Genomic DNA, 12,867 nt, shown 5'->3' on the forward strand with positions numbered 1-12,867 from the left:
CAGCACCAGCTCACCAATGACATTTTCTGTTGTCTTGCGAGCTCTTTTCTGGTGAAGCAAGAATGAAATAAATGTGCTGCACTGTGAAGGCTGATCAAAGCAATCATCTTGCGGGTTCTTGCATTATGATTGCGGAAACCCGCAAGACGAACCGATAGAAAAGCAGCTTATTATAAGACCGAAGCAATCTTTATTTGGGAGGAGAGCTGTTTGATGGAACTATCGCCTGCGCATCTGCTTGATCGATATCTGAATATTTCCAGATTGCTGGCAGGACAGCTCGATTTTGATTCCATTATTCAGGCAGTCGCTGCCGAGATTAATTATATCCTGCCTTATGACCACCTTGATGTTTGTATCAAGATGATTGATGGCAAGTTTCATATTGCCTATGAAAACGGGATAGACACAGCCTGGAGCGGGAACTCGCCAGCGTTGTTGTCGGGAAGCCCAATTCGCACGCTTCTGTCCGGTGAGGTTGAATATCTGCTTACGGATGATGCCCGTATTGATCCGCGCTTTCATTTTGATGGCGCTTTTTCGACACCGATCATCAAGCATGACCTCAAAGCCCGTTTGCATGTGCCATTGAAAGCCCAGGGTGATATTATCGGTGCACTGAGTTGCTCAAGTTTACAAACGGGCAGCTATTCGATGCGCGATGTGGAAAATGCGCAATCAATTGCAGATCTTCTGACGCCATATTTTTTTGCAATCCGTGCAGCAGAACAGGCAAAACGTTCGGCGATTGTCGAGACGGAAGCGCGGGCGCGTGAAGAAGGTTTGCGTTTTGGCGCCCTTAAACTCACGGAGGCTCTGGAGATTGAACGGCATCGAATCGGCATGGATTTGCATGATCAGACGCTCGCTGATCTTACGCGATTAGCGCGTCATGTCGAGCGGCTGACACGTTCGCCCGACCTCTCCGGTGAACAGCTTGAACCGTTGTTTCGTGGCTTGCAGCACTGTATGCAGGATCTGCGCCAAATCATTGAAGAAGCAAAACCTTCTGTGCTTCAGCTGTTTGGTTTTGCGCAGGCAACGGAGAACCATCTTGACCGTTCGATCCGTGAAAGTGGTGCTGTTATTAAGTGGTTTCTGGATGACCAGAGCAATGGCATGATGGAAAGTCTTGAAGAGACGGTTGCGACGTCTCTTTTCCGCATTGTGCAGGAAGCTATCAACAATGCGATAAGACATGCTATGGCCGGAGAACTCCGCGTTCGTCTGCGTGATAAGGGCGGACGTCTTCTGGTTGAGATCATGGATGATGGTATTGGCATGGAACGGCAGGTGCAGCGCATAGGGCACGGCATTGATAATATGCGCACGCGCTCACGTCTCATTTCGGCAAATTTTTCTATCAGAAAAAATGCGGAGGGCAGCGGTACATGTGTGAGCATTCATTTGCCACCGGCAATATCTGAAGCAAATGGAGGGTAAGATGCAGGTTTTGATCGTAGAAGATGATCCGTTGCATCGCACCTATCTGGGTGAAGCAATCCGCGCCGCATTGCCGGAATGCGTGGATGTGATGGAAGCGGATAATGGTTCAAGCGGTGAGAAGCTTGCACGAATGCATCGTGCTGCGCATATCGTAATGGATCTGCAAATGAGTGGGCGTAATGGTATTGAAGCCGCACGCACCATCTGGAAGGAAAATCCTGAAACCCGGATTTTGTTCTGGTCGAATTATGCGGATGAAGCCTATGTACGTGGTGTCTCGCGTATTGTGCCGGAAGGCGCTGCTTATGGCTATGTATTGAAATCGGCTTCAGATGATAAATTGCGGCTGGCATTGCGCAGTATTTTTGTCGAGGCGCAATGCGTGATCGATCGCGAAGTGCGTGGATTGCAGCAAAAAAGCCTTGGCCACACAAGCGGTTTTAGCGAAAGCGAATATGAAATCCTGATTGATATAGCCCTGGGCCTGACGGATCGTGTGATTGCACGCCGTCGCAACCTGTCGCTTAGAAGTGTTCAGAACAGATTGCAGCAACTCTATGAAAAGCTTGGAGTTTATCAGGAAAAAGGCGAGCCGGAGGAGGGGCGTTTCAACCTCCGTGCCCGCGCTGTGACGGTTGCGCTTTTGCGTAAGCTTTTGAATTACAGTGCGCTGGAGCGTGCCGAGATAGAGCTGAATGACTGGATCAGCCGACAGCCGCTCTCAGGCGAGGCTGTTTCAGATCGAGGCCGAGTTCCTTCGCACGAGCAATGACAGGTATAAAACGGCGCTGTTTCTTTTCCGCATGGTTTGAAGCAATATCGGATATGCGGTGCTTGAGATATGGATTGAGAAAGCGTTCGCGTACGCTAACAACATAGGCTTCCGCCTGTTCGCCCAGACCATCGGCGGCAAAAACCGGAAGAACTTCTTCACGCCAGAGCGCCTCAAGTTCCTTGCTGATCGTTTCATCCTGCATGGCTTCCAGCACAATTTCGTCCTTTGGACGATTGCCGGTCAACCATTGTTCAGCAATGAAACTATGTCCGAGATTAAGCAGATAGAGCTTGAGATGCTCATAAAGGGCGAGATTGTCCGTTACCACAATATCAGGATGTGTGCAGGGCAGGGTTAGTCCTTCTGCCTGTTCAATGGCCCAAATTGCATAGGGTTCAGCAATGGCGCCAACCGGGTCGACAGGCTCTGATACAATGCGGTCAACAAGGCTGTTGGCAAAGACACATGTGCTGTCAATCCATTGTGTGAAAGCTTTTGGCAAGCTCCAGCTTTCAGCAAGATCAAGTATAATCGAACGTAGTTTGTCACCATTGCGTGAGATCAGCTCACAGGGGAAAATCGACAGGGATGCGTCGGGATTGATCTGCCAGCGATGATGCAGCAGCACAAGCAATTTGGCAGGAAAGCTTTTTGGCAGACGATCTGTTTCGCTTAACAGGGATACATCGTCTGCAGCATCAAGCGCGAAACCTTTGTCTCCCGTATTGGACAGGATCACCTGAACCTGTGTGGCAAGAGTGCGGATTGTCTGCCAGTCGCTATGAGCTGAATAAGCGCTACTTACGCTTCTGGACTGATATGTCTGGTCAATAACCTTGCCATCGGCCAGTCCCCGAATGATAACCGGATAGCCGTCACCACTGTTGAGAGCCTTGATACGGCGCGAGCTTTCTGGATTATCTGTCGTCTGGACAATGGCAATTGTCCCTATCGCTTCTTGTTTTTCAAGGGCTTGTGAGATGAAAAAATCGGCATGTCCGAGCAGGAAACGGCTCGTTCCAAACTGTAGAATCGATGGCTGGATGGTCATTCATTCCTCCCTGAATTGTCAGGAAATAGCTACGTTAGCGGATAAAATTGGTCAAGCCACTCTTTGTAAACAATCGAAAGCATGGTGCGACAAAACTGACATGAATGCCAATATGTAATAATTACATGTGTTTAAGTAATATTGCACTTTTTGCGGCTTCAAAATATGGTAAGGCCAATTTGGGAGAGAGCATGAGCGAGCATATTAACTCCGCGGAACCGCGGAGACTTTACCAACAAATTGCTGACCGGGTCCGGCAACTGATCCGTGAAGAATATTTTCCAGCTGGAAGCAGACTTCCCGCCGAGCGTGAACTTGCGCAGCAACTTGGTGTGTCGCGACCTTCCTTGCGTGAAGCGCTTATAGCGCTTGAAATTGCGGGAAATGTCGAAATACGCATGGGGTCCGGTATTTATGTTGCTTCAGAGGAAACGCGGATTCCAGCGCAGGGCGGGTCCATTGGTGAAAGCCCGGTGGAAATCATGCAGGCACGCTCGCTTGTTGAAGGCAGTGCAGTGATCATGGCTTGCAGCCAGATTACCGCGGAAACGCTGGAGCGTTTGCGTGGCAATCTCGATGCGATGTGTTTACAGATTGAAGCTGAGCGCAAGCCGATTGAACTGGATCGCCAGTTTCATCTGATCATTGCTGCAGAATCAGGCAATTCAGTTATTTCACGCATTGTTCGTGATCTGTTTGACGAGCGGCACAGTCCGCTGACCGCTCAAATGCGCACCCGTTACGAGAATGTCGAAACATGGGCGCTGGCTTTGGCCGAGCATGAAAAGATTTATGCTGCACTCGAAGCGCGGGATCCGCTTCTGGCGCAGGCAGCAATGCGAACGCATCTGGATACATCGAAGCAGCGGTGGATGGAAAACGAACCTCGGGAATAGGGTTGGTAATCATCGCTGTTGCGATCTTGGGAATGAGGTCAGAATTATGAACGACAAAGCTGTCTCGGCTGTGACGCCGGTAATCCTTTTACATCCGTCCGATGATGTGGCGGTTGCGCGTATATCGGTTCGCGCAGGCGATCCGATTGGCTTTGGTGATGTGATCGCACGCAATCTGATAGGGCGCGGCCATAAAGTCGCGTTACATGCCATCCCGCAAGGCAGGGAAGTGCATAAATATGGCCAGGTGATTGGCGTTGCAACGCAGGATATTGCGGTAGGCGAGCATGTGCATTTGCACAATCTTGCAATGCTGCCGTCTGAACATGAACATCAGTTTTCGGTCGATATTGAAGAACGCGGCATGCTGCCTGAAGCAGAGCGCCGCCATTTCATGGGCTATGACCGCGGTTTTGGCGGTGCCGGTACGCGCAATTATATCGGTGTCATTTCATCGGTAAATTGCTCAGCAACCGTCTCTCGTTACATTGCGGATTATTTCAACCGTATGGGCGGTCTGGATGGCTTTGATAATGTTGATGGCGTGGTAGCCCTCACCCATGGAAGCGGCTGTGCGCTTAACACCAAATCGGAAGGTTATCGCCTGCTGACGCGCACCATTCAGGGCTATGCAAAACACCCGAATTTTGGTGGTATTTTGCTGATTGGCCTTGGTTGCGAGACCAACCAGATTGCGCCGATCATGGAACATTATCGCATGGAAGAAAGTGCGCGCCTGCGCACCATGACGATCCAGCAGCAAGGCGGCACGCGCAAGACCATTGATCATGCGATTGCCGAGATCAAGGAAATGCTGCCGCTGGTAAATGCTGCCAGGCGCACGCCGCAGCCTTTGTCAAAGCTGAAACTGGCATTGGAATGCGGTGGCTCGGATGGATATTCCGGCATTTCTGCAAACCCTGCTCTGGGCTATGCGTCTGATCTGATCGTGCGCAATGGCGGCACCACCGTTTTGGCAGAAACGCCGGAAATTTATGGTGCGGAACATCTGCTCACACGCCGTGCGGTTACGCCTGCGGTTGCGGAAAAGCTTCTCCAGCGTATCGACTGGTGGCGCGATTACACGGCTCGCAATGGTGACGAGCTGAACAACAATCCATCGCACGGAAACAAGCTTGGTGGTCTGACCACTATTCTTGAAAAGTCGCTGGGTGCTGTTGCCAAGGGCGGCTCCATGCCTCTCAAGGCCGTTTATGAATTTGCTGAAACCGTAACTGAACAGGGTTTCACCTTCATGGATACGCCGGGCTATGATCCGGTTGCCGTGACCGGACAGGTGGCGGGCGGTTGTAACGTGATCTGCTTTACCACAGGGCGGGGTTCGGTTTCGGGCTTCAAGCCGGCGCCTTGCATCAAGATCGCGACCAATTCCGAAATGTATGAACACATGAAGGAAGATATGGACTTCAATTGCGGTGGCATTGTTACCGGCGATGAAACCATCGAAGAGTCCGGCACGCGTATTTTTGAACACATTATCGCAGTCGCCTCCGGTCAGAAAACGCTGAGTGAAATCTATGACTATGGCGACAATGAATTCGTACCCTGGCAGGTTGGTGCTGTTACCTGATCTGCTTCATGCAATAAAGAATGACAGGAATTTCCGATGGTCAAAGCTCTGCGTATCGAGAGCGAAAACGTAACCCGTTTTGCTGATATTCCCGAAGCACCCCTCTTGCCCGGTCATGTCCGGGTAAGTGTGAAACATGTAGGACTTTGCGGCAGCGATCTGAATACGTTCAAGGGACTTAACCCGCTTGTGGAACTGCCACGCATTCCAGGCCATGAAATTGGCGGCGAAATCCTTGAGGCGGGCGAGGGCGTAAGTGCAGCCTATGCCAAGGGAAAGCGCGTTATCGTGCTGCCTTATACCAATTGCGGCCAGTGCTCGTCATGCCGCAAGGGTCGTCTGAATGCCTGTCGTTATAACAAAACGCTCGGCGTCCAGCAGAATGGGGGGCTGGCGGAGCAGATCGTTCTGCCTGCCGAAAAACTTATTTTGAATGATACGCTTGCACCGCGTCATCTCGCATTGGTCGAGCCGCTTTCGGTTGGTTTTCATGCAGTTGAACGCGGTCGCGTTCAGGCTGGTGATACGGTTGCAGTTCTTGGTTGCGGCATGATCGGCATGGGTGTGCTGATCGGTGCTGTGGCGCGTGGAGCGAAAGTGATCGCCATTGATCCAAGTGCCGAAAAGCGTGAACTGGCGATAAAACTTGGTGCAATACATGTTTTGCCGGGTGGGGAAGATGTTGTTGCGAAAGTGCAGGAACTCACCAATGATGACGGTGTTGATATTGCGTTTGAAGCGGTCGGCCTGCCGATTACCTTTACCCAGGCTGTCGATCTTGCCGGTTTTGCAGGGCGCGTCGTCTATGTGGGCTATTCCAAGTCGCCTGTAACCTATCAGACCCAGTTCTTTAATCTCAAGGAACTTGACATTATGGGTTCGCGCAACGCGACACTTACCGATTTTGAAGCTGTGATTGCGCATCTTGAAAAGCTTGGAGACGATGCTGACCTGCTTATTTCAAAGGTGTTTCCATTTGAACAAGCGGAGCAGGCGCTGCCCTATTGGGATGGAGATCGCAACGTTCTGAAGATCATTATTGAACGCAATTGAATCGAAACAAGTTTCTGCGCCCGAGAAGGACGGGCGCAGGAATTTTGTGGAGGAAACCGGCCCATTGGCCACTTGTAAGAACCCTAAGGGAGGACTGACATGAAAAAGTTTGTAACCGGCATGATCGCCGCAAGCATGCTGCTGGCAGGCAGCATGGCAGCTTATGCAGCCAATGTGTCAATTAAGGTTGCCTATGAAAACAATCCGGGCGAACCTTTTGATGAGGTTATGCATTACTGGAAAGACGATCTTGCCAAGCGAAGCAATGGCGAAATCACGCTTGAACTTTATCCAAGCTCGCAGCTCGGTTCCAAGAAGGATGTGACCGAGCAGGCGATGATGGGATTGAATGTCGTAACTATTTCCGACGTTGGCTTTCTGGCTGAATATGACCCCGATCTGGGTGTTCTTTATGGCCCGTTCCTGAGCGATGATCCCGCACAGCTTTTCAAGGTTTATGACGGTCCATGGTTCAAGGAAAAGAGCGAAGAACTTAAGAAGAAGGGCATTCATATTGTAATGCCGAACTATCTTTATGGTATCCGCCAGATCATTTCCAAGAAGCCGATCCATACACCTGAAGATCTCAAGGGTATGAAGATCCGCGTGCCGAACAACGTTATGCAGATCAAGACGTTTGAAGCCATGGGGGCAACACCGACCCCGATGCCGTTGGGTGAAACCTTCCCGGCTCTTGCACAGGGCGTGATCGATGGCGTTGAAAACCCGATTTCGGTCCTTTATGGCCAGAAATTCCAGGAAGAAGCCAAATATCTGAGCAAGGTCGGCTATCTGACCAATGTGGCTCTGATCGTTGGTGGTGAAGCTTTCTTTTCAACACTACCGGAAGAACAGCTCAAGCTGATCCATGAGACCGCCTATGATGCCGGTCTTTACAGCCAGAAGCTCACGATCGAAAAAGACAACGAAATGATCGAAAAGATGAAAGAAGCCGGTGTCGAGGTGATTGAAGTCGACCGTGCTCCTTTCAAAGCTTTGGCTGAAAAGGTCTATACGCAGTTCCCGGAATGGTCGCCTGGTCTTTATGAAAAGATTCAGGCTGAGCTGAAAAACTAAACTCTCCCTGTTTGGGCATGGCCATGTCGCAGCTTTTGCTGCGACATGGTACGGTCATGGAATTATTCCGATGAAATACTTTGAAAAACTGATTGAGTGGCTGGCCGCAGCACCGCTTTTAATTCTGCTCGTAATGTTTAACGTTGCGGTCGTCATGCGCTACTGGTTGAATCAGCCTCTGCAATGGACCGAGGAAATGGCCGGTCTGCTGATGATCTGGATTGTCATGCTGGGGAGTGTGGCTGCCGAACGCAGCAATCAGCACCTCGCTATTCCAATGCTGGTAGACCTTCTCTCGGAAAAGGTTCGTGATGTCGTAAATGCAATTATCTCGATTTTGTCGGGGCTGTTTCTGCTCTATGTATCCTATGCAGGATACAAGCTCTCGGTTGCAGCACAGTTTAAAGTTACCGATGTGCTTCGGGTTTCCTATTTCTGGATCGATATTGCAGTTCCCGTTGGCTTCGTGATTATCGCTGTTTACATGTTTTCGGGTGCTTTCAAGTCCTTGCGCACCGTTTTCGCAGGAGGCAAGGCATGAATCTGACAACTATCGTTCTTATTATGCTGGCACTGATCGCGCTTAACATGCGCCTTTACGTTGCCATTCTGATTGCCGTCTTTACATATTTCATCTTCTTCAATCAGATGCCGATAGCGATTGCTGTGCAGCGCTTTATCAGTCCGGCACAGAATACGTCGCTTCTCGCTATTCCATTTTTCATAATGCTCGGTACAGTGATGTCGCATACGGGTATTGCGGAGCGACTGATCAAGGTTGCGGATATTCTGGTGGGGCGTATGCGTGGGGGCATGGCACTGACCAATATCATGGTGTCTACCCTGATGGGTGGTGTGAGTGCTTCAAACCTTGCCGATAGCGCCATGCTGACCCGCATGATGGTGCCGGAAATGGTCAAACGTGGCTATGACAAGGCGTTTTCCTGTGCAGTGACCGCAGCAGGATCGCTGATCACGCCGATCATTCCTCCGGGTATTGCACTTATTATCTATGGCCTTATCGCTGATGTATCCATTGGCAAGATGTTCATGGCTGGTGTCGTGCCGGGCATTCTTGGCGCTGTCATTTTGATGATAGCAGCCTATATCACTTCGGTAAAACGCGGTTACAAACCCAGCCGTGAAAAGCGCATGAGCGGCGCTGAAGTTGCATCGACACTTGCGTCTGCCTGGCCTGCCGTTCTGCTGCTTTTTGCGATTATCGGCGGTATACGAATGAACATCTTCACACCGACGGAAGCCGGTGCGGTTGCTGTTACGCTGGTTCTGATTATCGGTTTTGTGATTTATCGCGAGATGCGCGTGTCGCATGTGGTGGATTCACTGATCGAAACCGCTAAATCCACAGCTTCCGTCATGCTCGTCATCATGGCATCATCGGCACTTGCATGGGTGTTTTCGCTGGAGCAGGCCGGTCAGTCGCTGATGCAGCTGATTTCGTCTTTCACCAGTAACCCCTATGCATTCCTGCTGGCCGTCAATGTGATCCTTTTAATCCTTGGTGCGCTGATTGAAGGCACGGCGCTGATGATCGTTCTGGTGCCGCTGCTGATGCCTACAGTCAAGGCTCTCGGTATTGATCCGGTGCATTTTGGTATCATCGTTATCATTAATCTTTCGATCGGTACCTTGACCCCGCCGGTTGGTACAGTGATGCTGATGGTCTGTAATATTGCCAAAGTGCGGGTTGCAGATTTCACCCGTCAGGCATTCAGCATGTATCTGGGGCTGTTCATCCTGCTGGCTCTGGTAACTTATGTGCCGTTTATCTCAACATTTCTGGCAAATTAGAGCGCATCTCGAAAAGTTTGAAACGGTTTTCGGACAAAGATGCGCGTTAAAACTAATATTTAGAGCGCCGATCTGATTGAAAGAAAGGTGCGGAAAAATCCGCACCTTTCTACTTTAAGGCACCAAGCAACCGCCCTTTGATAAGATGGCGATGCAACTCCATGGCTATGGTATGACTGACAAATGCCAGCCAGTGCAGCAATGAAACATACCGAATCTTCTGCGCATATGAACATTGATATAAGCGTCAATGCTGCGGACAGCTCCCCAAATTTTATTGGTATTTTTGTAAAAACCAGTGAGAATTACGCTCGACCGGGCTGGAAGGCACTTTATTTTTTACCATTGTGCCGACCCTGATTGGCGGATTATCCGCTTCATCAGATATATGGTTGAGAGCTGAAAATTATCTTGAATATATTTGCTTTTTTGAGGAATGAAGCAGCTGATCTGTGGCCGCTTTTCAGCTCTGGCCGGATAGTTCAGATATAAGTATAATCATACAATTTTACTGAAATTAAGCAAAGCTATATTCTAATAATACTATTTTGTCTGATGTCGCAGCTAATTGCATATTTGTCGCAGTCCGTTCGTATATCGGCCTTGCATAGGACTACTATTCTTCACAGGTTGGCGTGATGAACCAGATACGAAATAACATCCATCAACCGTTATATTTCGCCGCGCACTCGCATCAAAAACAATCAAGGGGATGAGCTGCGCTTGGATGAATCCGTGACTGTGGGTGGACATGTCTGGAAATGGCCTATATAAATAGATCACACCATTCGATAATCATTCTTTGCGGGCATCATATTGCCTGCAAGTTGCGCATGTCTAATTCGCGCAAGAATGAAGAAATAAAAATGATAAAAAGGAGATTAAACCCACCAGCACAGTGGGGTTAAACATAATGCATGGTATTTTATACAAGGACGAAAGTATGAAGTCGCCAGCTAAGACAAAAATAAGCTTAAACAGCGTGTTTAAAGTCTTTGGCGATGATCCGAAACTTGCAATGCAAGAATTGCTTGCAGGTAGATCAAAGGCTGAAATTCACAGCGATCATGGGGCCACAATCGGTGTGGACAACGCGACCTTCGATATTAAAGAAGGTGAAGTATTCGTAATTATGGGCCTCTCAGGTTCAGGTAAATCCACACTATTGCGCCTGCTTAATAGGCTGATAGAACCAACTTCCGGTTCCATCGAGGTTGATGGTCGTGACATTGTAAAAATGTCCAAGCGCGAGCTGATTGACCTTCGCCGCCGCGATATGAGCATGGTCTTCCAGTCCTTTGCACTGCTTCCCAATCGTTCTGTGCTCAACAATGCAGCTTTTGGCCTTGAAGTGGCCGGAATAGGCGAGGCTGAACGACATGAGAATGCGTTGAAAGCCCTTGCAGCGGTCGGCCTTGAGCCTTATGCGCATTCGATGCCTGACCAATTGTCCGGTGGTATGAAGCAGCGTGTTGGTCTTGCAAGAGCACTGGCGAGCGAGCCGACCATTCTACTGATGGATGAAGCTTTTTCAGCACTTGACCCGTTGATCCGCACCGAGATGCAGGATGAACTCAAACGCCTGCAAGCTGAACACAGCCGCACGGTTATTTTCGTCAGTCATGATCTTGATGAAGCCATGCGGATTGGTGATCGTATCTGCATCATGCAGCACGGCAAGGTCGTTCAGGTGGGTACGCCAAACGAAATCGTTTCTGCACCTGCGAATGACTATGTGCGCTCATTCTTCAGCAATGTTAATGTTTCAAGGGTTTTCAAAGCAGCTGATGTGGTGCGCGAAGACGAGTTGATCACTATTGATCCGACGCAATTGTCTTCTGCGCTTGAACGTCTTGATGCAAGTGGAGTGCCTTATGGCGTGTTGCTGGGTGCGGACCGTATTTATCGCGGTATAGTTACGCGCGATGCTCTCAGTAACGGCAGTTTCAAGGCTGAAAATGATCAGTTTGATGGGGCAGCGGCAATTCAGGCTGATGCACCGCTTTCGGGACTTCTGATGCGCGTGGCGGAAAGTCCCTGGCCTGTTCCTGTCACCGACAGGAATAATCGTTATCTTGGTGCAATCAGTAAATCGGCATTGCTTGAAACGCTTGGCCGCGCAGGTTGATCTGTGCGCCTTATTTCTCTCAGGCTTCGGGGTTGATCCCGTCACGGACCATATAAGTCCAGCCATAGGTAACTCGATCTGAAATGGACGGTAAACCATGGATTTTAATTTTAGTATCGGCGGTGGGGCAGATGTAGTCGTCAACTATATTCTCGATCATTTTACCCCCGCACTCGACATTATCGCAGCTACAATCGGCTTTGTAACAGACAGCATTCAGAACACGCTTCTTGCTATTCCGCCCTATGGTGGCGTTGCAATTCTTACACTTCTGGCCTTATGGCGTGTAAGCTGGAAGTTTGCAGTCTTTGCTGTTCTTGCCCTTGCCCTGATAATTCATATGGGGCTGTGGAGCGGCACGATGGAAAGCCTTTCACTTGTTCTGGCTTCCACCATCATTGCGGTTGTAATCGGTATTCCTCTTGGCATAGCAATGGCCCGCAGTGATGCGGTTGCATCCGTTATTCGCCCGGTTCTTGATCTCATGCAGACAATGCCTGCATTCGTGTATCTTATTCCGGCTGCTATGTTTTTCGGTCTTGGCGCTGTGCCGGGTACGATTGCAACCGTGATTTTCGCTATGCCACCAGTAGTGCGTCTGACCAATCTCGGTATTCGCCAGGTAGATGCAGAATTCGTTGAAGCTGGTCTCGCATTCGGTTGCACATCCAGACAATTGCTCTTCAAGGTACAGCTCCCCAATGCAATGCCATCAATCATGGCAGGCATGAACCAGACAATCATGCTGTCGCTTTCAATGGTGGTTATCGCCTCGATGATCGGAGCAGGCGGCCTTGGCAATACGGTTCTGACAGGCATTCAGCGTCTGGACGTCGGCAAGGGCTTTGAAGGCGGTCTTGCTGTGGTCATTCTGGCGGTCATTCTTGACCGTATCACACAGAGTTTCGGCAAAGGAAATTCAGGCGGGGTGCTGGGCTTTTTCAAGAGGCTGTCACTCATAAAAAAGACCGATGGTGAACAATCGTCAGCCTCACTTCGTAATCAACAGGCATAAAAATAACGGGAACTCTTTCAAAT

The 12,867-nt window shown here is 49.8% G+C and carries 11 protein-coding genes; 10 read left to right on the plus strand and 1 reads right to left on the minus strand.

The annotated features are described in order from the left end of the window. Positions 1–210: 210 nt before the first annotated feature. The gene (locus FHY56_RS00720) at positions 211–1,443 is read left to right on the plus strand and encodes a GAF domain-containing sensor histidine kinase (protein WP_140903263.1); all 1,233 of its coding nucleotides are present in this window, start codon (positions 211–213) and stop codon (positions 1,441–1,443) included. Between the two features lies 1 nt (position 1,444). Then, positions 1,445–2,218, plus strand: coding sequence for a response regulator transcription factor (locus tag FHY56_RS00725; protein WP_140903264.1), 774 nt, complete (start codon positions 1,445–1,447; stop codon positions 2,216–2,218). Here the strand turns inward: FHY56_RS00725 and FHY56_RS00730 are convergent. After that, entirely contained in the window at positions 2,151–3,272 is a 1,122-nt protein-coding gene (locus tag FHY56_RS00730; protein ID WP_140903265.1) for a mannitol dehydrogenase family protein, read from the minus strand. The two genes, FHY56_RS00725 and FHY56_RS00730, sit on opposite strands and share 68 nt — an antisense overlap. Before the next feature lie 191 nt (positions 3,273–3,463). On the opposite strand from FHY56_RS00730, the gene FHY56_RS00735 reads away from it, so the two are divergent. The 8 genes from FHY56_RS00735 (at position 3,464) to FHY56_RS00770 (ending at position 12,844) form a co-directional block, all read left to right on the plus strand. Further along, positions 3,464–4,168, plus strand: coding sequence for a FadR/GntR family transcriptional regulator (locus FHY56_RS00735; RefSeq protein WP_140903266.1), 705 nt, complete (start codon positions 3,464–3,466; stop codon positions 4,166–4,168). A gap of 46 nt (positions 4,169–4,214) precedes the next feature. Next, positions 4,215–5,759 (plus strand): UxaA family hydrolase, encoded by a 1,545-nt coding sequence (locus FHY56_RS00740; protein ID WP_140903267.1) that lies wholly within the window; start codon positions 4,215–4,217, stop codon positions 5,757–5,759. A 36-nt stretch (positions 5,760–5,795) separates the two neighbouring features. Continuing rightward, a complete protein-coding gene (locus FHY56_RS00745; protein WP_140903268.1) occupies positions 5,796–6,812 on the plus strand; it encodes a zinc-binding alcohol dehydrogenase family protein in 1,017 nt (338 codons plus the stop codon). A 99-nt stretch (positions 6,813–6,911) separates the two neighbouring features. Then, the gene (locus FHY56_RS00750) at positions 6,912–7,889 is read left to right on the plus strand and encodes a C4-dicarboxylate TRAP transporter substrate-binding protein (protein WP_140903269.1); all 978 of its coding nucleotides are present in this window, start codon (positions 6,912–6,914) and stop codon (positions 7,887–7,889) included. A 70-nt stretch (positions 7,890–7,959) separates the two neighbouring features. After that, entirely contained in the window at positions 7,960–8,430 is a 471-nt protein-coding gene (locus tag FHY56_RS00755) for a TRAP transporter small permease (RefSeq protein ID WP_140903270.1), read from the plus strand. Beyond that, positions 8,427–9,701: a TRAP transporter large permease gene (locus FHY56_RS00760; RefSeq protein WP_140903271.1), complete on the plus strand. Its 1,275-nt coding sequence runs from the start codon at positions 8,427–8,429 to the stop codon at positions 9,699–9,701. The genes FHY56_RS00755 and FHY56_RS00760 overlap by 4 nt, the downstream gene beginning before the upstream one ends. 943 nt (positions 9,702–10,644) lie before the next feature. Next, positions 10,645–11,829: a glycine betaine/L-proline ABC transporter ATP-binding protein ProV gene (proV, locus tag FHY56_RS00765; RefSeq protein ID WP_140903272.1), complete on the plus strand. Its 1,185-nt coding sequence runs from the start codon at positions 10,645–10,647 to the stop codon at positions 11,827–11,829. A gap of 97 nt (positions 11,830–11,926) precedes the next feature. Further along, a complete protein-coding gene (locus FHY56_RS00770) occupies positions 11,927–12,844 on the plus strand; it encodes an ABC transporter permease (RefSeq protein WP_140903273.1) in 918 nt (305 codons plus the stop codon). Positions 12,845–12,867 lie beyond the last annotated feature (23 nt).

Source organism: Brucella gallinifaecis (assembly GCF_006476605.1).
Taxonomy (GTDB): Bacteria; Pseudomonadota; Alphaproteobacteria; order Rhizobiales; family Rhizobiaceae; genus Brucella; species Brucella gallinifaecis.

Bases quoted from the DNA above. Each gene is read 5' to 3' on its own strand.
- FHY56_RS00745 (WP_140903268.1), top strand. From the start codon at position 5,796: ATGGTCAAAGCTCTGCGTATCGAGAGCGAAAACGTAACCCGTTTTGCT.
- FHY56_RS00735 (WP_140903266.1), top strand. From the start codon at position 3,464: ATGAGCGAGCATATTAACTCCGCGGAACCGCGGAGACTTTACCAACAA.
- FHY56_RS00750 (WP_140903269.1), top strand. From the start codon at position 6,912: ATGAAAAAGTTTGTAACCGGCATGATCGCCGCAAGCATGCTGCTGGCA.
- proV (WP_140903272.1), top strand. From the start codon at position 10,645: ATGAAGTCGCCAGCTAAGACAAAAATAAGCTTAAACAGCGTGTTTAAA.
- FHY56_RS00740 (WP_140903267.1), top strand. From the start codon at position 4,215: ATGAACGACAAAGCTGTCTCGGCTGTGACGCCGGTAATCCTTTTACAT.
- FHY56_RS00755 (WP_140903270.1), top strand. From the start codon at position 7,960: ATGAAATACTTTGAAAAACTGATTGAGTGGCTGGCCGCAGCACCGCTT.
- FHY56_RS00770 (WP_140903273.1), top strand. From the start codon at position 11,927: ATGGATTTTAATTTTAGTATCGGCGGTGGGGCAGATGTAGTCGTCAAC.
- FHY56_RS00730 (WP_140903265.1), bottom strand. From the start codon at position 3,272: ATGACCATCCAGCCATCGATTCTACAGTTTGGAACGAGCCGTTTCCTG.
- FHY56_RS00760 (WP_140903271.1), top strand. From the start codon at position 8,427: ATGAATCTGACAACTATCGTTCTTATTATGCTGGCACTGATCGCGCTT.
- FHY56_RS00725 (WP_140903264.1), top strand. From the start codon at position 1,445: ATGCAGGTTTTGATCGTAGAAGATGATCCGTTGCATCGCACCTATCTG.